Source organism: Marinobacter nanhaiticus D15-8W (assembly GCF_036511935.1).
Taxonomy (GTDB): domain Bacteria; phylum Pseudomonadota; class Gammaproteobacteria; order Pseudomonadales; family Oleiphilaceae; genus Marinobacter_A; species Marinobacter_A nanhaiticus.
Genome location: NZ_AP028878.1, coordinates 3968664 through 3989333 on the forward strand (window position 1 = coordinate 3968664; position 20670 = coordinate 3989333).

20 protein-coding genes and 1 tRNA gene are annotated in these 20670 nt (G+C 53.7%); 10 read left to right on the forward strand and 11 right to left on the reverse strand.

All coding sequences use genetic code 11. The annotated features are described in order from the left end of the window. Positions 1-26: 26 nt before the first annotated feature. From RE428_RS17720 to RE428_RS17730, 3 genes are all read right to left on the reverse strand, one after another. Entirely contained in the window at positions 27-1340 is a 1314-nt protein-coding gene (locus tag RE428_RS17720) for a lysine N(6)-hydroxylase/L-ornithine N(5)-oxygenase family protein (RefSeq protein WP_004583274.1), read from the reverse strand. 516 nt (positions 1341-1856) lie between these two features. After that, positions 1857-3527 (reverse strand): multidrug ABC transporter permease/ATP-binding protein, encoded by a 1671-nt coding sequence (locus RE428_RS17725; RefSeq protein ID WP_004583276.1) that lies wholly within the window; start codon positions 3525-3527, stop codon positions 1857-1859. A gap of 22 nt (positions 3528-3549) precedes the next feature. Continuing rightward, positions 3550-4143, reverse strand: a complete 594-nt coding sequence (locus RE428_RS17730) for a sigma-70 family RNA polymerase sigma factor (RefSeq protein ID WP_004583277.1) — start codon at positions 4141-4143, stop codon at positions 3550-3552. A 286-nt stretch (positions 4144-4429) separates the two neighbouring features. Between RE428_RS17730 and RE428_RS17735 the strand changes: the two genes are divergently transcribed. The 4 genes from RE428_RS17735 to RE428_RS17750 all read left to right on the forward strand — a co-directional run bounded on the left by RE428_RS17735 (position 4430) and on the right by RE428_RS17750 (position 7423). Then, positions 4430-4506 (forward strand) — tRNA-Met (locus RE428_RS17735). Positions 4507-5265: 759 nt separating this feature from the next. Further along, positions 5266-5532, forward strand: a complete 267-nt coding sequence (locus RE428_RS17740) for a hypothetical protein (protein WP_081614673.1) — start codon at positions 5266-5268, stop codon at positions 5530-5532. A gap of 38 nt (positions 5533-5570) precedes the next feature. Further along, the gene (locus RE428_RS17745; RefSeq protein WP_154660787.1) at positions 5571-6542 is read left to right on the forward strand and encodes a hypothetical protein; all 972 of its coding nucleotides are present in this window, start codon (positions 5571-5573) and stop codon (positions 6540-6542) included. Beyond that, positions 6479-7423: a YecA family protein gene (locus tag RE428_RS17750; RefSeq protein ID WP_154660788.1), complete on the forward strand. Its 945-nt coding sequence runs from the start codon at positions 6479-6481 to the stop codon at positions 7421-7423. The genes RE428_RS17745 and RE428_RS17750 overlap by 64 nt, the downstream gene beginning before the upstream one ends. A 184-nt stretch (positions 7424-7607) precedes the next feature. Here the strand turns inward: RE428_RS17750 and RE428_RS17755 are convergent, their stop codons facing one another. The 5 genes from RE428_RS17755 to RE428_RS17775 form a co-directional block, all read right to left on the reverse strand. Beyond that, positions 7608-8264, reverse strand: a complete 657-nt coding sequence (locus RE428_RS17755) for a hypothetical protein (RefSeq protein ID WP_154660789.1) — start codon at positions 8262-8264, stop codon at positions 7608-7610. A gap of 421 nt (positions 8265-8685) precedes the next feature. Continuing rightward, a complete protein-coding gene (locus RE428_RS17760; RefSeq protein ID WP_040883815.1) occupies positions 8686-9105 on the reverse strand; it encodes a hypothetical protein in 420 nt (139 codons plus the stop codon). A gap of 215 nt (positions 9106-9320) precedes the next feature. Beyond that, positions 9321-10130, reverse strand: a complete 810-nt coding sequence (locus RE428_RS17765) for a PEP-CTERM sorting domain-containing protein (protein WP_004583280.1) — start codon at positions 10128-10130, stop codon at positions 9321-9323. Between the two features lie 75 nt (positions 10131-10205). Next, the gene (locus RE428_RS17770; RefSeq protein ID WP_004583281.1) at positions 10206-10985 is read right to left on the reverse strand and encodes a hypothetical protein; all 780 of its coding nucleotides are present in this window, start codon (positions 10983-10985) and stop codon (positions 10206-10208) included. 44 nt (positions 10986-11029) lie between these two features. Beyond that, on the reverse strand, positions 11030-11242 hold the full coding sequence (locus RE428_RS17775) for a hypothetical protein (RefSeq protein ID WP_004583282.1): 213 nt from the start codon (positions 11240-11242) through the stop codon (positions 11030-11032). 626 nt (positions 11243-11868) lie between these two features. Here RE428_RS17775 and RE428_RS17780 point away from each other — a divergent pair. The 3 genes from RE428_RS17780 to RE428_RS17790 all read left to right on the forward strand — a co-directional run bounded on the left by RE428_RS17780 (position 11869) and on the right by RE428_RS17790 (position 14211). Continuing rightward, positions 11869-12504: a PEP-CTERM sorting domain-containing protein gene (locus RE428_RS17780; RefSeq protein ID WP_004583283.1), complete on the forward strand. Its 636-nt coding sequence runs from the start codon at positions 11869-11871 to the stop codon at positions 12502-12504. Positions 12505-12784: 280 nt separating this feature from the next. Next, positions 12785-13567 (forward strand): Crp/Fnr family transcriptional regulator, encoded by a 783-nt coding sequence (locus RE428_RS17785; RefSeq protein ID WP_004583284.1) that lies wholly within the window; start codon positions 12785-12787, stop codon positions 13565-13567. Between the two features lie 179 nt (positions 13568-13746). Next, the gene (locus RE428_RS17790; protein ID WP_004583285.1) at positions 13747-14211 is read left to right on the forward strand and encodes a PACE efflux transporter; all 465 of its coding nucleotides are present in this window, start codon (positions 13747-13749) and stop codon (positions 14209-14211) included. Between the two features lie 108 nt (positions 14212-14319). Here RE428_RS17790 and RE428_RS17795 read toward each other — a convergent pair whose 3' ends face one another. Then, positions 14320-15189 (reverse strand): hypothetical protein, encoded by an 870-nt coding sequence (locus RE428_RS17795; protein ID WP_004583286.1) that lies wholly within the window; start codon positions 15187-15189, stop codon positions 14320-14322. Positions 15190-15502: 313 nt separating this feature from the next. Here RE428_RS17795 and RE428_RS17800 point away from each other — a divergent pair, with 313 nt between their 5' ends. After that, positions 15503-16192: a protein kinase family protein gene (locus RE428_RS17800; RefSeq protein WP_004583287.1), complete on the forward strand. Its 690-nt coding sequence runs from the start codon at positions 15503-15505 to the stop codon at positions 16190-16192. Positions 16193-16297: 105 nt separating this feature from the next. On the opposite strand, the gene RE428_RS17805 is transcribed toward RE428_RS17800, so the two are convergent. Beyond that, complete coding sequence (locus RE428_RS17805; protein ID WP_004583288.1) at positions 16298-16570, reverse strand: hypothetical protein; 273 nt, start codon at positions 16568-16570, stop codon at positions 16298-16300. Between the two features lie 98 nt (positions 16571-16668). Continuing rightward, a complete protein-coding gene (locus tag RE428_RS17810; RefSeq protein ID WP_004583289.1) occupies positions 16669-18027 on the reverse strand; it encodes a sensor domain-containing diguanylate cyclase in 1359 nt (452 codons plus the stop codon). A 265-nt stretch (positions 18028-18292) separates the two neighbouring features. Between RE428_RS17810 and RE428_RS17815 the strand changes: the two genes are divergently transcribed. Together RE428_RS17815 and RE428_RS17820 are read left to right on the forward strand one after the other, a co-directional pair. After that, positions 18293-19654 carry a glycine cleavage T C-terminal barrel domain-containing protein gene (locus tag RE428_RS17815; RefSeq protein WP_004583290.1) on the forward strand — a complete coding sequence of 454 codons (1362 nt, stop codon included), beginning with the start codon at positions 18293-18295 and terminating at the stop codon, positions 19652-19654. 62 nt (positions 19655-19716) lie between these two features. Next, a complete protein-coding gene (locus RE428_RS17820; RefSeq protein WP_004583291.1) occupies positions 19717-20640 on the forward strand; it encodes a methylenetetrahydrofolate reductase in 924 nt (307 codons plus the stop codon). Positions 20641-20670 lie beyond the last annotated feature (30 nt).

Consider the following 20670-nt stretch of genomic DNA (forward strand, 5'->3'; position numbering starts at 1 on the left):
GCCCCAAGTCCAATGTGGGGAAAGCGTTACAGCGCGGATGTCAGCCGGGTTTCGCGCTCGGTGCGCACCTGCGGCTCGACGGATCGGCCCAGGAAGATCGATTCGAGGATCTCCTGGGAACGCACCGCCAGGACCGATAGCAGCGTGTCGCTCAGGCCATGGCTGACTTCACAACAGCCCTGCAGGTAGATGCGCGATTCGCTGTTACGCAGGCGCAGGCGGTAGTTGCGGTCCGGGGTGAAGCTTTCCAGGTGGTCGCCCAACCCAGCCAGCAACTCGTGGTGCTGGTCCCGGCGATAACCGGTGGCGAGGACCACGGCGTCGAAGCCCTGCTCGCTGTGGCTGTCGTCCGCCAGGTCGCGCAGGGTCAGGTGGAGGCCACCCTCGCCCGTCTCGACTCTCGCGACTTCGCGACGAGGCAGCATCTGGTGGCGCTCTTCGCGGCGGAGTTTCTGCAGGTAGAACATCTGGTAGATGCGTTCGATCAGTTCCAGATCCACGACTGCGTAGTTGGTGTTGCGGAACTCAGTCAGCAGTTCGTGGCGACGGGCTTCGGGCTGCTGAAATATCTGATCGATGAAGGACGGGTTGAAAATTTCGTTGACGAAGGGACTATCGTCGGAAGGCTTGAGCGCGGTGCCACGCAGGATCATGGATGCATCAACGTGAGGGAAGCGGTTGGTGATATCTTCAAAGATCTCCGCAGCGCTCTGGCCGCCGCCGACTACCGCAACCCGGGCTCTTCGCCCGCTATCCGCCAACAACGTTTCAATACGACCGCGATACTGGGACGAATGCAGGATGCGTGGATCGTTGATGCCCTCAAATGCCTGCGGCACCTGGGGCTCACCTCCCATCCCAAGCACAAGGTTACGGGCGCGGCGGCGCTGGATTTCGCCATTCTTGTCGCGGGACAGTACTTCCATTCCCGTCAGCTTGCCGCCCTCGATCAACGGCTCCACGGACTGGACGCTCTGACCGTAATGCACTTGGTCCTCGAACTTGGATGCCGCCCAGCTCAGGTAGTCGTTGTATTCCTCTCGGGTGGGGAAAAAGGTCTGGATGTTGATGAAATCCTCCAGCCGGCCCTGCTCCATCAGGTAGTTGATGAAGGTGAAGCGACTCTGGGGATTACGCAGGGTGGCCAGATCCTTCAGAAATGAGATCTGCATAGTGGAGCCATCGATCAGCATACCTTCATGCCAGGCGAACGCAGGCTTGCGCTCCAGAAAGCACACATCGGGCGACCGCACGCCCTGGGCAAACTCCTGGGTGGCTATCGCCAGGGCCAGATTCGACGGGCCGAACCCGACGCCAACATAGTCATGGATGTGGCTCATCACCTTTCTCCCGTGGTCATCATCTGTTTGAGGGTCCCTCGCTATGCCGCCACTTTTGTTAAACCTCAAAACCGAGGCGCCGGCCGCAAAGCAAACAATTCTCATTTACAGACGTATTGGGGATGCAGGTGTTTAAGGGGTTTTGTGAAGGTTTGGTGATTTTTTCGGGGAGGCGGGTTGGGGCTGAAGCGAATGACCACCGCCGCCTGAAGCGAATGACCACCGCCGCTTTCGGCGCCCTGGAGGGCCATCCGTGGCCCGCCATGGCGCTCGGGGACATCCTTGTCCCCTGCTTCAGCGACGGCGGCCATTCGCTTCGATTTGGGCTTTGGTGAATATTCCTCCCGCCAAATGAGACTTGGTCATTGAGCTGCATGATGGCAGCCCTGCGGGCTGCTCCGAAGCTGAAGCGTCGGCTACATTTTACGTATAACTCGAGTGTGTAGCAGAAGCTTCAGCTTCTGAGGCGCCGCAGGCGCCCGCCTCCTACCGCCTCCAAATCATCCACGTGCAAAACTAATCGGCATGACTCACTGCCCGCAACGCATCATGACTTGCCTGCCTGCGCTGCTCGCCGGTCAATTCCATCAAACGCCCGCCATCCATCTTCAACAGGCGATCGGCCTGGTCGAAATAATGGTCGTCGTGCGTGATCGCGAACACCGTCTTGCCCTTGGCTTTCATCATCGGCAGCAATTCTCGGTAGAACAGGCGCCGGAACAGCGGGTCCTGGTCAGCCGCCCATTCGTCCAGTAGCAGGATGTCCCGCTGCTCCAGCAAAGCGAGCAAAAGCGCCAGTCGCTTTCGCTGGCCCTGTGACAGCCGGGTGTCCTTGATCCGCCCCTTGTCGATCTGGGCCTTTTCCAGCATGTGGAGGCGATCGAGCCAGTACTCCACTTCTTGTTGCTGCGCGTCCGCGCCATCCTCGGTGATCAGTTGGTCGAAGAGGTAAAAATCGGTGAACACCGAGGCGAACAGTCGGCGATAACTGACCCAGCGCTCTCCTTCCATGGATTCGCCATCGAGCAACACGCGACCGGACTGGGGCAGATACAGCCCCGACAACAACCGCGCCAGGGTGGACTTACCGCTACCGTTACCACCGACAAGGAAGACCACTTCACCGCGACGCAACGTCATGTCCACCGGCCCCACGCCGAAACCGCGCTCGTCCTCCTGGCCCGGATAGCCATACTCCACGCCTTCAAGCTCAAGCGTCTGCCACTTGCCGTTAGGGTTATGCTGGGGTTGCTCAAAACCCGGCTGATACTCAGCCAAGGCCAACGTATCCAGTTTTTTCAGTGACACCTTTGCCGACATCAGTGCCGGCAGTGAGGCCACCGCAGACACCAACGGCGTTCGCAGGAAGAGGATCGTGAGCGCGTAGGTTGAGGCGATAGCCGTGCTGGCCCAACCCAAACCATTCGCGAGGTAGTAAACCAGCCCGATCGTGCCCAGCACCATAATATTGGCCCAATTACTGGCGATGCTGTGAAACCGGTCCGCCAGCGTCACATGGTTGCGGTATGTTTCGGCGCTCTGGTCGAATTCCTCGTCGTAGTAGCGCCGCGCCCGGTCGCGGTTCAGGGTAAGCTCCTTTCGCCCCTCGATCGCCGCTTCGTAATCCTGGTAAATGCGGTCCTCGGATTCCCGCAATTGTTGCAGGTGATGGCTGAGCCGGGTCACCAGCAGCCAGCCGACGCCCACGGTGACGCCCATCCACAGCAAGGTCATGCCGAACAACGGCAATGACAGCACAGCCAGATAGACAAACGCGGCCACGCTAAGTCCGAGGCCATAAATAAGCTGTGGCAGGTTAACGAACGCCAGGGTGATATTGCGGATATCGCTGGACAGACTGGCGAGGATATTAGCCCCGCCGATGGCCTCCAGACGCTCGATGCTGGTATCCAGCACCCGCTTCACCAGGCCACGACGCATGCTGTAGACGAAGCGGTGGCCAAGGGCGGTCAGCGCGATCTGTGCCCAGGCGGCCAGCACCAAAAGCGCGACCAACAGTGCCCCGAACTGCCAGAGCAATCCGTCGATCTCGCCAGTGGCGGACACCATGCGCTGGTTGATAAAGGCGATCACGCCGACGCTCAGGAGCGCACTGAGCAGGCTCAAGAAAAGCGAAAATGACAGCGCGCCAGGGTTGTGGCTGAAGATTAAACGGATCAATCGCATTGCGGACGTCCCTGTTCGAGCCTCAGGCCGTGTGGCCGGCATTCAGTTTGGATTGGCAGTGCGCCAGCGTGTCGCGCAGCATGAAGTTCACCAGCGTCGGCGACACGCCCAACTCGCGCGCCACATCCCGCTGGGTATGCCCTTCGACGCGGCTAAGCACCAGTGCTTTCTGCATGCGCGCCGGCAATTCCGCCAACGCCGACAGCACATGCTGCAACGCGTCGGCACCGATCAACCGCTGCTCCGGCGAGGCCGAAGGCGGCGCGGGTTCCTGCTCCATCATCGTATCGCAGGCACTATGACGCTTCTCGAGGGCCAACCGACGCAGACGATCGATCGCCAGATTACGCACCACACGGAACAGGAACTTCCCCTCGTCGCGAACGCCCTGTCCCGTGCCCTGCTCCCAAAGTTTGAGGAACGCATCCTGCACCACGTCTTCCGCCCGCGTGCGGCAGCCCATGAGGGCCTGGGCCGAGTCGATCAGCGGCCGTTCGTGTTGCCGATAGGCCGCCAAGAGCCGATGACGTTGTGCATGAAGATCTGAATTCTCGACTGCCCGCAGTGCAACCGGGCTTGCCGTTCGATATGCCAGTTCTTGCCGATATGAACCCATAATCAACCATCCGTGGGTTGTTGAGGACGCCGGGAAGTCCATTTGCAGCAAAGAGCGGCGCTGAGACCGACGCCCGACCTGCAAACCAACACTCCCGGGTACCTTTGTTTATTTTCAACGAATGATAATTATTATCATTTAAATTTATTTTACAATCTGTAGTCAAGTTCGTGACACCGGCGAGACGGAAGAAGAGGATGTTTCCGTTATTCAGAGGGGGTTGACAGCTTCCGCCAAAATCCAGAGAATACGCGCCTCGTTGGGAGCGCTACGTTCCAGACGAGATGGCAAGGTAGCTCAGCTGGTTAGAGCACAGCACTCATAATGCTGGGGTCGGCGGTTCGATTCCGCCCCTTGCTACCAGTATTTGTAATAGAAAAGGCTCATGCACAAGCATGGGCCTTTTTTATTACCTAAAACTCCGTACTAGGGACGGAAGCGAACCGCCGAAGGCGGGTCGACCGAGCATGCAACGCATGCGAAGGAACGTCGGAGCGTAGCGACGACGGCCCGAAGGGCGAGGGCCAAGGCCCGAGTAATCCGCCCGTCTCGAAAACTCGAGCTGATTGTTGCTCGCCGTGTATGAAGGAGCGCGCCAGGCCTGCCCCTTTTAGCGGCAATGTTGACCCTACGCTAACTCCCCTAACGCATTTCTCTAGGCGCCCTACTCCCTAAAACGCCGACATATAAATTGCCCGCTTGAAATTCGCAGCAACCTGAACCCGGCATGCCATTCCATTAAAGGGGGCCCAGTTCAGGTCTCTGATGCTTTGGGCAAGTTCGTCGTCTATCATGGTCAATATATGAAACAAGCCCGAGCGGGAACTAAAGACAGAAGAGATAGAGGCGGTAATCGAGCTCTATCCTCAATACGCCCTGTGGATTGCTTCAGGAAAGATCGCATCAGAGATTGGGCAAACCAGCCCTGAATACGATGAGGTCCACTCAAAGTTAGACAGTCACGCCGAGGGATAGCAGTCACTAAACAGGTTTTGGAAAGGTGGTTCCAGAATCGGCAAGGCGAGTCATAAAACTTCGTTATGTTTAAGCATATAAAAAATAAATATGCTCCGAGTAGGCTAAGTTAGTTCAACAATAACCAAAAACAGCGAAGGAGCAATCATGCCCGATAATGCGCGACTTGAAAAAGATATTTTTCTTGAATTATCAGAGCTTTGCGCCTCTCCCGGCTACATCCATGCCATCGCAGCGATTTGCTTTAGAGACAATACAATTAGATATAGCGACAAACTTACCGGCGACCATCTAAGTCATTTTTTTTCACAGGAAAGATTAATAAGAACCGAAATTTCCACGTTAATTGGATTGATGTGCAAAAATGAATTTAGTTCGGAGCACTTTGAGCCAGAAAAATCGATGAATATATAGCAAAAACTGATCAACTTCTTTTAGAACTTCACCACTCGATGCTAGCATCACCACTTAAAGAAGTTGAAGAAGAAACGCTAATAAACAACCTTTCTAACGACAACGCACGGCATATGAGAGAGGCAATTTTATATGCCGGAGAGTCTGCATTTTTATTTCAGTATACGAATTTCTCCAAGCAAAAATATAAAAAAGATTCTGCGTGGCTTAAATTACATAAAGGATTCACAGCTTCAGAGGCGGCCGAATTAATAGACTCGATCAAAAAAATAATAAATAAAAAAATGCCACAGATAGTAAAATCATTCAAATCAAAGCCACCCGACGAATGGAAAATACTTCCCGCATATTGCTTCACTAGCGACGAACTATCAAACGAATCTGCTATCGAGAAGAAAGTAGTCGACTGCTTTCTATCCTCATTTTCGACAACGGAAAAAATAAAAAATTTTAACGCGCTAGACGATTTCAATCCAACAAACGTAGCACCAATAATTAAACTCGACGACGAAACTTTTTGTCTTTTTCAGCTTTATAGCTTGTGCGAGTCTCTTTATGAATCGCCTTTCTTTTGGTTTCAAAGCGATAGTCAGTATTTTGAAACCGCAATGAAAAATAGAGGGGACTTTACTGAAGACTTTACAACAGCCAGGCTTACGGAGGTATTTGGCTCAAGGACAAATCGAGTAAACACCAACGTGATATTGAAGAAAGGAAAAGATATAGTTGGTGAAGTAGATGTTCTTGCCACATATGGTGATCGACTTATCGTTGTACAGGCAAAATCTAAAAAATTAACGATCGCTGCAAGAAAAGGAAACGACAACGCACTTAATTCGGACTTTAAAAATTCAGTGCAAAAGCCTATGACCAAGCTTTCGATTGCGCTGAAAAGCTTACGGATCAAAGTGTCAAGGCATACTCTAAAGACGGAAAGCGAATCATATTGGCAAGAGAGCCAAAAGAGATATATCCAATTTGCATTACTTCTGAACACTACCCAGCCCTGACAGCACAAGCGAGAGAGTTCTTAACATCCAAAAGGACCAAAACAATAAAGCCTCCTTTTATTATGGATGTCTTTCTGCTAGACGTGATGTGTGAAATGCTTAATTCACCGCTCTACTTGTTAAGCTATATAAAACGTAGAGTTGACTATTCGGATCTTATCACCACAGCTAGCGAGCTTCCGATATTGTCATATCATCTACAAAATAACCTTTGGTTTAATAAAGAATATGATCTAGTTTATCTTCAGGAAGATATTACGGCTGATCTAGACGTCGCTATGCTTGCTAGATACGAAGGTATCGAAGGAGACAAAACACCAGCCGGTATCTTAACAGTTTATCAAGGCACGTATTTTGAAAACTTGATAGACGAAATAAACCATATAGAGAATCCGGCTGTTATAGCACTTGGATTTCAGCTACTAGAGCTTGATGGAAAAACTGTAGGTATAATAAATAGAGCAGTCGGGGAGTTATCTAGGCGGAGCTTATCCGACAATAAAAATCACGACTTCACACTCGCAGGATATGATAATTTTGGAGGGTTAACTATACATTGCAACCTGAGAAATAGCGAAGATGCCAGACGACATCTAGTTCAACACTGTGAGTTGAGAAAATATAGTGAGAGATCCGATGACTGGTTCGGCATCTGCCTTAACCCTAGAACCTTAAAAATAAGATTCGGACTGAGGTTGAATGAACCATGGACTCGCTCGGACGAGATGGACAAAGCAACAGAAAACATGGCAAAGCCGCAAAAAATAAAATACAGAGATGGACCTAGTTTCTCAACCATGTACACGAGAGCCAAGAAGATCGGACGAAACTCACCTTGCCCTTGTGGCAGTGGGAAAAAATACAAAAAATGTTGTTTGTGACGATAAGGATTACTTAAATCCGGGACTGCTTTGTTTTTAAAGCCCCGTGCTCAATAATTTGCGCGATCGCGTACACGCACTGTCACGCATGCATCATTCTCTCTGCAACATGCCGAATTAAAATACAAATATTGGTTATATTTAAATTTAACACTTTAAGTTGAGAGCCAAAATAAATCCGTAATTACTGTACCGTAATAGCATCCGGAGGTTTGGGTACAGGACTTTGACCCAATGGTGCAAGCAAAGTTGAAACTTCAGACTCTGGAACCAAACTAGCAGTGTTCGATTGACGAGGTTCCTGCACTACTGGAGAATGTTGCGGCTCAGATGTTCTACTCGTCTTAAACTTGGTACTCGGTATACGACTTGTCTTTGAATCTCGAACATCAGATGACTGGTGTGCAAACTCTTCGTGACTAATCCGCTTCGGTTTAGATTGGTCAGTCATTCTCGAGAGTTCACTATCAGATCTATATTCAAGCGACTGACCCCCAATTTGAGACGTAGAGTATTCCTTGCTGTCTACTGCTTTATTACTAGCATTCAGATCTCCCGCGATAGTCGCTAACTGTTGCGCTATTTCTTCTAGACTAATATTTCCTCCTTTTACATCCAACTGCAGCTCGACCACTCGCTCTTTGATATTTTTCACATTATATTCTAACCGACTTTCGCTCTCTTTACTTTCAGTTATGACAGCAAAACTTACAACTGTACTAACTAGAAGTAACGAGAAAATAGAAAACAAGTACCACCTACCAGCCCAAGATAGGTTGTCTCCTAAAAAAAGCAAAATTGCAATAACGGCAGAAACAAGGACCCCTAAATAGTCGTACATAGTTAGCCCCTTTTTTCCTAATTTCTTTGAGAATAGGGCAGGTTATTGGATGGTCTTGAAAAATGCCTACAGATACACTTAATAACCGCTACTACAATAAGCACAAAAACAGGGGCCGAAGCCCCTGAAAACGCAGTCACCATCAACGCGTGACAGTTTCAACGACCGCCGTTTTTTTTCGACGCCGCGCCACTGACAGCGGTATAAACCGCCCGGTACCAGCATCACGTCCTACCTTGTAGGACCTCTTTCGCTTGGTCATGTCGAGTTCCTCAACACAAAGACAGAACCGGTCTGCCGCCGCGGACACCCCTCGCGCCCCCTTCGATAAGCGCGTCAATGTTCACGACCCAAGCATCTTAGTTATAGAAGTCGATCAAAATTTGATCAAGAAATAAGTGAAAACCAGTGCAGATTTTTTTTATGGCGCCGAGTTCAACAATTTACGCCAGCGCATACACGCATTATCCATGTAAGCTTCACTCTCTTCGGTCCCGTCTTTACGAAATTCCGCGGCCCAGTACTCGCACATTTCTTTGGCGCTATTCACCAGCTTAGCGTGCTCCGCGCGTTTGGCACGGGCGCGGGCCAGCTCCCGGTTCTGCTTCTCCAGATCAGCGTTGAGCTGCTTCAGTGGCTGGGTGATCACTTCCTTCATATCTTCTGCAACACCGGAATCGCGGAGATCCTGCTGGATGCGGGATTGAAAATTCGGGTCTTTGAACATGCTCTCAAGGGTGTTCCCGAGCGCGACCATAAATAGAAGAGACAGAACCAGAAGGGTGATGACCGTCAGCATGTTGCCGACGAAGACTGCGAAGACCATTTTCCAGAAACTCACAGTCAGCTCCTTTGACCGGACAGAGAGATATGACCTGATAGTAGTCATACTCGAAACTGGCTGGGGGGTGGGAAAATGTAAAACGAGGTGAAGGATTGTATGACGGAGTCAACTACAGGCGGCTGAACGCTACCAGCCGCCAACGAGACTTGCTGCCTTATATGCCCCTTGCGAATGAAGGCATTAGTGAGCCAGGACACCGCTTGACCGTACATTCATACGACTTGACTAACGGCAGAGCGTCTCTTTCCTACCAGGGTAAAGGCTAAGCCTGTCAAAGATAGCCCGAATAAGAAGATCGTTGATGGTTCCGGAACTTGAGTAACACCAAACGTTATAGGTTCATCTGGATAACCGCATCCTCGGGGCTCCTCATCACCTGGGGGAATACAAGTAAGTGATTGAGCCGATGTGTCTTGGCTAAAGTTTGCGAGCGGATTTCCAGCCTCCATAACCTCGAAGAACAGATCTTCCTCGGAAATGCTACTAAATACCGCAGCAAAAATATTGGCTGACTCGCTATCCGCAATGATTCCAGGGTCTGCGTTCCATGAGACGGTCAGCACGCCGTCTCCGCTAACGCTACTAGTAATCGAAAGGTCTGGGTTGGGACCTTGCGGTACGAAGACCTGAACATCGTCAGTGAAGCCTGAGCCTTGGACCGCTCCAGACGTTGGCGTTGGCCCCATTTCTCCAGTTGACATATCAGAGAACGGGCCAAACCACGTGAGCTGTTGAAATTCCAAGAGCTCCTCGGGGTAGTGAATCACACTGGTTCCACTGAGATAGGTTGCGGGATCAGGATCAACGGTCGCTAGCAGCAGCCCCCCAAACGTTAGGAACTTACGATTCCACTTAGATCGCGTTTCTTCCAGAGAACCTTCCGTCGTTGCAGCCGCACCAACAACTACTGACGTCGCGGCTATCCCCGTCGTTGGTATTGTCGCGACGACAGCCCAACTCCTATCAACATTGCTCACAGACGCGAAAAGCATGGCAACTGCTAGAGTTAATATGCGCTTCATTTTCTTTCTCCCTAGTTCTTACTCGCCACCTCCTATAACTGCAAATGTCACATAAGCTCAAAATTTCTCAGAGAATCAAACTCTTTCACGGTCACCACTATTCTTGCCCATAATCCTTTCCACATAGGCAGGAATATGGAATAGCGTTATCGATTGTATACGATCCATCTTAATCGTTAACGAGAAGTCATCCAGGCGAGCGCAAGAGCCTTTTTCCTTTAGCTCATGAAGCTTGTTCTTAACGTATTCGTGTCGCCGACCTTGATAGTCTTCGGTCAAGTTCAGCTCTTTCGTGTATCGATCACGATAGCCCGACATTACCGGAAGAATCTGTATCCAGCTATGCTCTATGTAAGGTGTATAGAACTCCAACGGATAGCCTACGTATACATCATTGTCATCGAGGTTCACGAGCACCGTCAGCCGATTCTCGATTGCAACGAGCAACAGATGACTGAACGAGTCTTCCGTCTTTCGGATTTCTTTATAAACCAGCTTGTTCTTATGCTTCGCAGCACGCATTGAGCCAAGCTTGCCGAACACGTAGCTTACACCGATGCTTGTGAGAGCAGTACCCAGCATCAGATCAATTGCAGAGTGGTTCTCAGGAAGGGCGTCATAAAAGGGCTGGAGCAGAAAGTGGGCGATAGTGCCGACGAATTGCGGTGCGTACTTATAAATCGTGAAAAAGATCAGATAACCGAGTACAGAAAAAAGGAGACCTGCTGCCGCATAACGGTAATACAAGCCGCCTTGCTTTGCGTGCCAAGCCAGCTTCTTTCTCTCATTCTCTTGCGAGTGGCAGTAGATATAACCCGTAAGAGCCACCAACGCGACAATCAGAGCAAAAACCATGGCGCGGCTCCGTCCCTGGCCTCTAGCCGTTGTAGCGGTTCTCTTTAACTGTGCGCGAGCTTCTCGTTCGCCTTACTCAATTTCTTGGCGGCTTCAAGGTCACGCTTCATCTGATCACTATTGAGCAGAGCCTCACCATCGGAAACACGAACAGACGGCCCTGTCCACTCGAAGTGTTCTGCGGTCAGCTTTGTCTCGCCTCTTCGAGAGACGGAATCTGAATCGCTTCCAAAATTAAAAAATTCTCGCCATTTCATCCTATTGTCCTCACATCTCCTTCTGATCAATTGACCAGCGGCTAGTTAGTATAGAGCACAAGCCAGGGTGTTGCACAAATACTATACAGTGAAAACGCGGTGTCGGATCTCTCCCTGACAAGTCACACCACTGGGCAGGTGTCGCTTCAGCCTGGCATCCATGCCGGCCTTAGAGATTCCGTTCGATGCTGAGCACAGCTAGTCTACTAAGGACAAGATTCCTTTAAAGGGTCGACCTCTCACATCGACGTAGGAGATCGCAGCGATATACAGGACTAACAACCCCATGCAGCTACTCAAACCCATCATTCGCGAACTCATAGATCGAATAGACGATTTTGGTCTTGTACGTGAATCGCGAAAACGCCGTAGCGACGAAACTGTCGCTGTGACCATCGAGGAACTGAGACTTTCAATCAAGCGGCAACCTTCGAATAGCGTTGACCAAGCAAGTGGACGGCACGAACCCGAGTAGACAAACCTATTTGCTGCTCACGTTATACACCCAAAATGCAGACCTATTCAGAGAACTGACATCTAATCCCCTGTAAACTCTCTTCATGGTGTCGCCCATGTTCGGCGATATCAGCTTAAACGGACATTAAGCCAACCTTGGAGTTTAAGGCATGAATATAAGGATGTTGCTCCCAGCTTTAGCGTTACTTTTTTTTTCCACCACCTTCGCGGCGCCGGTTCTTGACCAATCCTACGAACCAGCGAACGATCCAACGCTTGTAAGTCTCTTCGGACAAACTTCCGAAGGCGAAAATGCGCTTTACCAGTCGTTTACAGCAGGAAAAAGAGGAACCCTGTCTTCCATTGCCCTACGTTTCGGATTTTTGGGCGAGCCTACGAGCGGTGTCACTTTATCCGTTTTCGCGGGTGGCAATATTGCTGACCCAGCCGTCGCCTCCACGACAGTTCAACCCGGCCCACACGTCGTCGGCGAGTTCTTTATGTTCGATCTGAGCACTGATGCATTTTTGGTAGACGCCGGAGACTTCCTTAGCTTCGTGATCTCCACCCCAGCAACACTCGGGTCGCCTATGTACTTCCTGCAAGGCGAGGCCGAAGGTACCTACGCAGGTGGTACAAGTGGATTTATTTCCAACGGGCTTTTGCAGCTAAACGCTCAGAGCGACTACTACTTCAAGACCTTCGTAAGTAGTGCAAGTGTTCCCGAGCCCGGCACTCTTGCATTGTTCGGAATGGGCATTGCTGGTTTATCGGTTGCTCGCCGTCGCCAGAGGCTGCCGCTTTAGATACTCTCTCCTCGATGCCCGCCAAAGCGGGCATCGCCTCACCTTCTTAAGCGCCCCTGCGCCCACAATAGTCAAAGTCTATAAACAGGATCCCCAATACCTATCGCCAATACGCTATATTAAAAACCCATAGGCTGTTGAGTTACCTGACAAATAGCCGTGCCGACCTCCAGTCGTGTCGTAGGTCAGTATGGGCTGATGAAAAGTTGCAAAAGTCAGCACAACGTACGCCGTATCTGATTTCTAGCTTCTACATCAACCTTTAGCTGAGGGCCTACTGATGAGCAGCGTTACGAATTTCTTCGAGCCTGACCCCGATCTAACACCGCTCCTGAGAAAGCTCAGCTTCCACGCTGAACTGTCCGCTAACGACGTCCACGAACTTCAACAGCTGATACGCAAGCGCGCACATTTCAAACGAGGCGAAGCGATCATCCAGCGCGGAACGCACACGCGGAACATCTACGTCATTTCCGAAGGTGTCGTCTCTCAGGAAATGGCAACTGAGGCTGGGACTAACTGCATCATTGGTTTTCTCGTTGCCGGCGATACGACAGAAATAAACAGTTCCCTGAATGCCTCGTCTGACGTCACCATAAAGTGCCTCACGGCCGTTCAGGCCATCCAGCTATCAGCAGATGAGTTCAAGGCGGTACTCCACAGCAATCCTACCCTCAGTAGAGCCTTCACCCTCGTACGGCTTTCTGCAGAAAGCAGAACCAGGGAATTGCTCATGAACCTGGCCGCCAAGCCTGCGGACCAGAAAATTGCGCACCTGCTGTGCGAACTCAGCCTACGCGCTGGCAATGTCCGCCCCGACGACGAGAGTGTGTTCGACATCCCGCTCACGCAGACGGAATTGGCGCAGGCGCTGGGCCTCTCGTCGGTCCATGTCAATCGGACATTCAAACGCTTACGGGAAGCGGGACTGATCGATCTGGTGGGCGGCCGCGTTCGGATCCTCGATTGGAAGCAGTTGGCCAAGCTCTGTTCCTATGACAGCCGTTATATGACCCAGCATCACGGCAACCCGAGAGACAACGCTTCCGATTTACTGGGTTAATTCTCCCCTCCCTGCCTACTGCACATGAGCCAGAACAGGCCATGAGGAGCGTTACGCGGTAAAACTGCGGATGCCCGGCGCTTACCGCTGTGTAGACAATATCTCTTCAACTAAAGAGGACGACCTCGCCCACCCCGGGCTTTAGAATGCGGGACGACCCGCCTTAACGGAGAAACATCATGCGCACTCGGCGTGATCGAATCCGGCAGGCTGTCAGCTTCGAACTTATTGGCCTTATCCTGGTTATCCCCTTGGCTTCCCTGGCCTTCCATCTCCCAGTCGAAGACACTAGTGTGCTCGGTGTTATCGGCGCGTCCATGGCAACCGGCTGGAACTACCTCTACAACCTGCTCTTCGACCACGGTCTGAAACGCTGGCGCGGCACCACCAGGAAAACCTGGGGCCTGCGCGTGGTTCATGCGTTCTGTTTTGAGTTGGGGCTGATGCTTGCTTTCCTGCCGGTCGTGGCTTGGTGGCTCGGCGTCGGGTTCGTCGAAGCGTTGGTGATGGATGTCGCGTTTGTGGTGTTCTATCTCGTTTACGCGTTTGTGTTTACGTGGGTCTATGATTCGGTGTTTCCTGACGAGGATGTTCGGGAGGCGAGTAGCCGCACCGCTGTGAACGCGGGTACAAATGACCCTTGAAAGCATGTGGAGGCGGGGCGAGTCCAGGCAAAACACTCGCCCCTGTTTTTGAATGCTTGACATTATGTACCCCAAGCCGATGAGAACAGGCACTGCGACGGCATAGGGCTACCTTGGCTGGTCGACCAGACCGATCTCGGGCGCTTCCTGAGCCCGCTCGCTGCCGAGGAAGAGAGAGCGTTCTTTTTCGCCGAAATATCGTAGCTTCAATAGCCATCTGAAAAAGCTTCGCGGCTCGTTGAGCAACTTCTCTTTGCGAAAGAAGCTCGATCTCAAATTGCGTCGGCCAAAGTTACCGCTGGGGTTATCGACACGGTAGACCGCCGCATGGAAATCGATGGGCTTGAGTGGTCTCTTCTGGTGCTCAAGGTAAGGGATCAGCTCCCGATGGTTCCCGAATAGGGACTTAACAATCTCAGGGTGCATCTCTTCGACGCTGTCGTGCAGGGGCAAGATGTCCGTCCTGACGATGGCGTAGGTTCCACACCAGTTGTGGAAGTCCTGGAGCAGGATCCCCCATTTCGAGTTCAGCGGGAGGATCCAGCCTTTGGAGATGTACCAGCCGAAGGCATCGGTATCGTCACGCACCAGATCAAGGATTCTCTTGGACAACAGATCATCGGCATCGACACCCATTACGAACGTCGATCCCCGCTGCTTTGCGTGGATCATGCCGAGGGCGGTTTTGTAGCCCTTGTCCCAAAACAGGGCGTCCTTCCGAACACGTTCGTCACATTCTCCACGGAAAACTGATACGGCAGGAGGCGGCAAGTCAGTCCGTACGATGTCGAAGCAGGTTGGCAACGGTCTTAGAACCGCGTCCTGTGTTGCAACGACGATCGCCCGAATCGCCTGACATTCGTTGGCGATGTTTTCTATCGATCGGGCGGTTTCGTCCAGCCGGTCGAGGACACATTGCCAATCTTTCGAGGCCTTTGGGGATATCAACGGTATGACAAACGTCAGGATTAATGACACTTGTGCTCTCCATGCGCCTATAACGCTCTAGCTAACCGCGATCTTGCTCTTGTCTGGCCAAAATTTATGCATTTATCGCGCCCGGTATTGGCGTAGGCCTGCCGACGGATTGCCTAGGCGGGGGCAGTGAAGGACAAACCGGTAGGGTGCGCTTCAATCCGGTTAGCTCGTCGAAGCACGCGAGTGAACGTTTACAATACGCCCTCGATCCACAGCACTTGACCCAGGTCGTGAACTACGGATTCCCCGTATGGGCGCATCGGGGAATGAAGAATAGGTTCCTAATCATATTGGCCAAAATAAGGAACCTTTCATGCTGTCACACCCAGACTGTTCTTGCCTGGCCGATGCCCCGCTCAAACGCCTCTCCCTGCAAACTGGCGAGGGCTTTCTGAAGGCGGATGTCTTCATCGCCTTGCATGACGGCAAGCCGGTTATCTGCAAGGACTATCAGAAGTTCAGGGGTAGTTGGCTGTCATGGCCCGCACAGTTCCTGGTGCGCCGGGAGGCACGGATGCTCGAGTATTTGAGTGACTGGCCCCACTCTCCTCGACTCATCGGCGTCATGGGCAAGCTGGTGCTTATGCTGGAGTACGTTCCCGGTGAGCTTCTGAGCGAATATATGGGTTCGGGGAGCCCCCTGTGTTTTTCCCAGCTCGTTGCTGCGATGCAGTCGCTTCACAAGCTATCGATTACGCACAACGATGTCCGGGGGAACAACATCATTCTCGGCCAGGATCGGGTGGTGCTGATCGACTTCGCAGGCGCCCTTCGCGGTCGCGGTCCCGGGCGATTCCTTCTTTCGCCGTTGCGACGCGCAGATATGGCTCACCTGCTCAAATACAAACGCCGTCTGGCTGGTGAGGAAGCAACCGAGGAAGAAAAACGCCGCTATCGAAAAGCGTCCTGGATCGGCATGTTGCAGCGACTCTGGAAAAAGCGCTTGCTGCCGCACTTAAAGCGTCGGCCGAGTGAGTCTGGAGACTCAGTATCCAGACCCTAGAACGTGTCGGCGGGTAACAACCGGAGACCGCTGTTCGCACAAGACGCCATAGCTTACACCTCGGGAAGGCCCAGTCTCGCGAACACTCGGTCCGCCACGTCCTTTCTAGTCCGCTACAGACTGTCTGCTCGGCGCCAGCAGTTCCGGTGGGAAGACCGGAGGCAGCCCTTGGGCAAGATTCAGTGCCAGGCGCCGCTTGAGGTCGTTGATGGTTTGCTCACGTTCGTCTTCAGGCGACTTGATCAACATCCGGGCACGGTCAATGTGCTCGAGGCACAGGCGAATTTCTTCGTTATCCGGATACTTGGTACGCAGCTCCTGATCGGTGAGTGCAAGGAAGTCCTGGGCACGAATCTGGCGAGAGATGGCGTTAGGCATGGGAGTCACCTGGAAGGAAAGCTTACCTACCAGTGTATGAACTAATTTTAACCTTGTCGCGTTAAATGTCGGATTTTTCGATGACCTGTGTCACGCGGCTAGTAACCCATGCGGATACAGTCCCCACCCGAAGCTTTCGCACGGTACAAAGCCTCTTCCACCCGCTGGACCAGGCTATATTTATCGTCCACGGGCTGGGCCAATCCCAGACCGATACTCAGGGTGAGTTCAACCGGGCCTTCCTCAACACCGGACCCTGTGCTGCCCACTCCCTTTGCCAGACGCCCGAGCATTTTCAAGGCCCCCTCCTCGTCGGTCACCGGAAGGATGATCAAAAACGTTCCGCCTCCCCAACGTCCAATCACGTCGGTCAACCGGCCCAGCAGGCGCGCCTTATGGGCGAATAGCTTGAGGGCGTTGTCACCCGCCTTATGGCCGAAGTCAGTATTCATGGCCTTGACGTTATCCACGGCAACGAGGGCCACAGCCAGGGGCAGATTGAACTGCCGAATCCGCTGCAGCTCAGCCTCCAGCCGGCTCTCAGCGTAACGGCGGTTGAACAGGCCGGTCAGCGGATCGGTACGTGCGACCGATTCGAGGTCGTTGAAATGTGCTAACTCGTAGCCGATCCAGTCGGCGAACAGGCGGATCAGCTCCCTGTCCTGGGCTGAAAACGGATTTGCCGGTTGGCTACTGGAAAAATTGAGGGTGCCGTAACGCCGGCCATCGACAAAGATAGTCGCGCCGAGATAGGCCTCAAGCTTGAGGTTGCGATAGCACGGATGGGTTTTCAGCTCCGACTGGCCGACGTGATGGAAGGCGCCGACATCGCCCTCCTTATAGACGTGGCTGCAATAGGTATCGCTGAAATCCAACTTGGTGCCACGCGCTATGGCCTCTTCCGGATGAACGACCTGCCTTACTTCATAAACTGCGCCGACGATCCGACTGAAGATCCCGACGGGTAAGCCGAAATAGTCGCAGCCCATACGCAGGATAGCGTCCACCCTCTCCTCGAAACTCAGGTTGCGACAGAGCATCAACGCATACAGGCGATTGAGCACCCGCTCCAGGGCGATACGCTCAGATACGTCACGGATCAGCGCGACGACCTGGCCACTCCCGCCGTCCAATGCTCCACCACGGGTTTCGCCGTCGAACCGCTCGCCGCTCTTCCGACGGTAGCGGGTGACCGTTACGTTCCCGGGGGGATTGGTTCTGGCGCTATCGGAAGCCCGACGGTAGAGGGAAGAGCCCCGGGCATCGGCGCAGAGGATCCGGGCTTTCTGCCCCAACAGTTCCTCCCGCGCGTATCCGAACATCTCACAGGCGGCGTTGTTCACCATCGCAATGCGATATTCGGCATCGGCGACGACCACCGCTACATCCATATGTTCGAACACGTAGGGAAGCACATCGTTCACTGTTGCGGAGACAACGCTTTCTTCGCGAGGCACGGCTTGATTTCCTGGGTCATTTTTTGGCCAGAATGTAGCACTGATCGATACACATGAAGGAGGCCCCAACTGTAAAAACTTGTGTTATCGACTCATAAGCTTTGCTACAGGCCGGGCACATTCCAGACCTCTCAAGGCGGTCTATAGCGGGCCCCGCTCCCAGCTGACGCTTTTGGACTTTTCCGTGTCGCCTCTGTTCGCGCTGCTTACTCTAAACAGGATCACATTAAGGCCATCGAAACCCGCAACACCCCAGGAGGCGGAGATGGCGATTAACTTTGAGCAAGCCCGGCTGGATTACCCGCAACAACGCGCCGGCGCAGCACGTCACACCTTGAGCGTCGACCAGTCCGACCGCCGGGTGCCGATAAACCTCCGGCAGTCCGGCCCCACGCCGGTGGAGATGCTGATTTCCACCCGCGTGCGCAAGTCCCCCTACTGGCACCTGTCGGTAGAAGCCGGCTGCTGGCGAGCCACGGTCTACAATCGGATGTACCACCCGCGCGGCTATGTGCATCCGGAAGAAGGCGGCGCCATGGTGGAGTATGAGTCGCTGGTCAACGACGTGACCATGTGGAATGTCGCGGTTGAACGGCAGATCCAGGTGAAGGGACCGGATGCGGAGGCCTTCGTCAATTACGTCATCACCCGCGACGCGACAAAGATCAAACCGATGCGCGGCAAGTACGTCATCCTCTGTAATGAGGAAGGCGGCATTCTCAACGATCCGGTGCTGCTGCGGATCGCCGAGGACGAGTTCTGGTTCTCGCTCTCGGACAGCGACCTGGAACTGTGGCTACGGGGCGTGAACGTCGGCAAGGGATTCGATGTCTCGATCGCCGAGATCGACGTGGCACCGGTACAGATCCAGGGACCCAAGTCCGAGGCATTGATGGTCGACCTGTTCGGCGAAGCGGTGCGGGATATTCCCTACTACGGCCTGATGGCTGGCCAGGTGGCGGGTCACGACGTGATCGTTTCCCAGACCGGCTTCACCGGTGAGAAGGGTTATGAGATTTACCTCCGCAATGCGACCCAGCATGCCGAGGACCTCTGGTACACCGTGCTCAACGCCGGCGAGCGTCACAACCTGAGGGTTATCGCGCCAGCCCACCATCGGCGGATCGCCGCAGGCATCCTTTCCTGGGGCCAGGACATCGACCAGGAAACCCTCCCCTTCCAATGCAACCTGGCATATCAGGTACCGCGCAACAAGGAAGCCGACTACATCGGCAAGCGGCGCCTCAATGAAGTCCGCAACCAGCTCGAGGCGGGCAATCCACCGTTTCGACAAGTCATGGTTGGGCTGCGTTTCGGCGGCGCCAACGTAACCGATTACGCCAACGATTTCTGGCTAATCAGTCGCCAGGCCGGCGAAGAACCGGTGGGCTACGTCACCTCACCCTGGTACTCACCGGAACTGGAAACCAATATCGCGTTGGCCTACGTGCCTTTCGAACTACGGGATATCGGCACCCGGCTGGTAGTCAGGCTCCCGCCGGAGTATGCCGCACCAGATGGCTCCACGGAGGTGGATGCAGAAGTGGTGGAAGTGCCCTTCCGGCCCTCGGTCAATCCCAATGCCCGCGAACGTGCACGAGCCAAGGGGATCGATTTCGCCGATTGATCGAGTGCAATGGCTGAGCCAATCCTCGGATTGCGAAGACCGACTGTTGAGAGGGCGCAGTGATGGAGCTTGTCCATGAAAAGCAGACTGATCCCGATCGGGAATCCGCCTGCGACGTGATGGTGAAAGTGCTGGCCCGATCCGCATCGATCGAGGCCTCGCCCCGTCAGATCCTGGCGGAAAACGATCAGCTCGGATGGATTCCGGCGGGCACGTTCGTCTACGTGCCCTTCCTGCCCAATGCGCAGTATTCGGAAACCATCGACGCATGCCGTCAGCTGTTGGCCGAGGGTCTGGTACCCGTGCCCCACTTTCCCGCGCGGGCCATCGAAAGCCACGGCCAGGCTTCCGACTGGCTGGAAAGTCTGGCGGCATTGGACGTGCGCCACCTGATGCTGATCGCCGGCGACCGCCGGGAGCCGGACGGGCCGTTCCGGGATACGCTGGATCTGCTGGCTACAGGGATTCTCAAGGACTACCCGGCGTTCGCGTTGGGTGTCGCCGGGCATCCTGACGGCCATCCCTTCGCCGACCGGGACGAACTGATTCGTGCCCTGCGCATCAAACGGGAATATGCGGCCGCCACCGGCACCTCGATGTGGATTACCACCCAGTTTGCCTTCGAGGCCAACGTGTTTATCGACTGGCTTGAAGCCACCCACTGTGAGATCGCGCCGCTGCCCGTCTACTTCGGCCTCGCCGGACCCACCAAGCTGCGCACACTGATCGCATATGCCGCCCAATGCGGCGTCGGCTTCTCCGCCCGGGCCATGCGCCGCCGACCGAATACGGCACGACTGCTGCGCGCCTGGACGCCGGACGGTCTGGTGCGCTCCCTGGCCGGCTATCGGGTGGAGCATCCCGACGCGCTGTTACGGGGCATCCACATCTTTCCGTTCGGCGGGCTGAAACGATCGGCCAGGTGGCTGTATGAACAGCAGGGTGACGACCCACCTTCCCTGGCGGCCTCGCCCTCCGGTGGCTGACCTTTCGATCCCATTTTTCCGTCCCTGGCA

Bases quoted from the DNA above. Each gene is read 5' to 3' on its own strand.
- RE428_RS17720 (WP_004583274.1), bottom strand. From the start codon at position 1,340: ATGAGCCACATCCATGACTATGTTGGCGTCGGGTTCGGCCCGTCGAAT.
- RE428_RS17725 (WP_004583276.1), bottom strand. From the start codon at position 3,527: ATGCGATTGATCCGTTTAATCTTCAGCCACAACCCTGGCGCGCTGTCA.
- RE428_RS17730 (WP_004583277.1), bottom strand. From the start codon at position 4,143: ATGGGTTCATATCGGCAAGAACTGGCATATCGAACGGCAAGCCCGGTT.
- RE428_RS17740 (WP_081614673.1), top strand. From the start codon at position 5,266: ATGCCCGATAATGCGCGACTTGAAAAAGATATTTTTCTTGAATTATCA.
- RE428_RS17745 (WP_154660787.1), top strand. From the start codon at position 5,571: ATGCTAGCATCACCACTTAAAGAAGTTGAAGAAGAAACGCTAATAAAC.
- RE428_RS17755 (WP_154660789.1), bottom strand. From the start codon at position 8,264: ATGTACGACTATTTAGGGGTCCTTGTTTCTGCCGTTATTGCAATTTTG.
- RE428_RS17765 (WP_004583280.1), bottom strand. From the start codon at position 10,130: ATGAAGCGCATATTAACTCTAGCAGTTGCCATGCTTTTCGCGTCTGTG.
- RE428_RS17770 (WP_004583281.1), bottom strand. From the start codon at position 10,985: ATGGTTTTTGCTCTGATTGTCGCGTTGGTGGCTCTTACGGGTTATATC.
- RE428_RS17775 (WP_004583282.1), bottom strand. From the start codon at position 11,242: ATGAAATGGCGAGAATTTTTTAATTTTGGAAGCGATTCAGATTCCGTC.
- RE428_RS17780 (WP_004583283.1), top strand. From the start codon at position 11,869: ATGAATATAAGGATGTTGCTCCCAGCTTTAGCGTTACTTTTTTTTTCC.
- RE428_RS17785 (WP_004583284.1), top strand. From the start codon at position 12,785: ATGAGCAGCGTTACGAATTTCTTCGAGCCTGACCCCGATCTAACACCG.
- RE428_RS17790 (WP_004583285.1), top strand. From the start codon at position 13,747: ATGCGCACTCGGCGTGATCGAATCCGGCAGGCTGTCAGCTTCGAACTT.
- RE428_RS17800 (WP_004583287.1), top strand. From the start codon at position 15,503: ATGCTGTCACACCCAGACTGTTCTTGCCTGGCCGATGCCCCGCTCAAA.
- RE428_RS17805 (WP_004583288.1), bottom strand. From the start codon at position 16,570: ATGCCTAACGCCATCTCTCGCCAGATTCGTGCCCAGGACTTCCTTGCA.
- RE428_RS17815 (WP_004583290.1), top strand. From the start codon at position 18,293: ATGGCGATTAACTTTGAGCAAGCCCGGCTGGATTACCCGCAACAACGC.
- RE428_RS17820 (WP_004583291.1), top strand. From the start codon at position 19,717: ATGGAGCTTGTCCATGAAAAGCAGACTGATCCCGATCGGGAATCCGCC.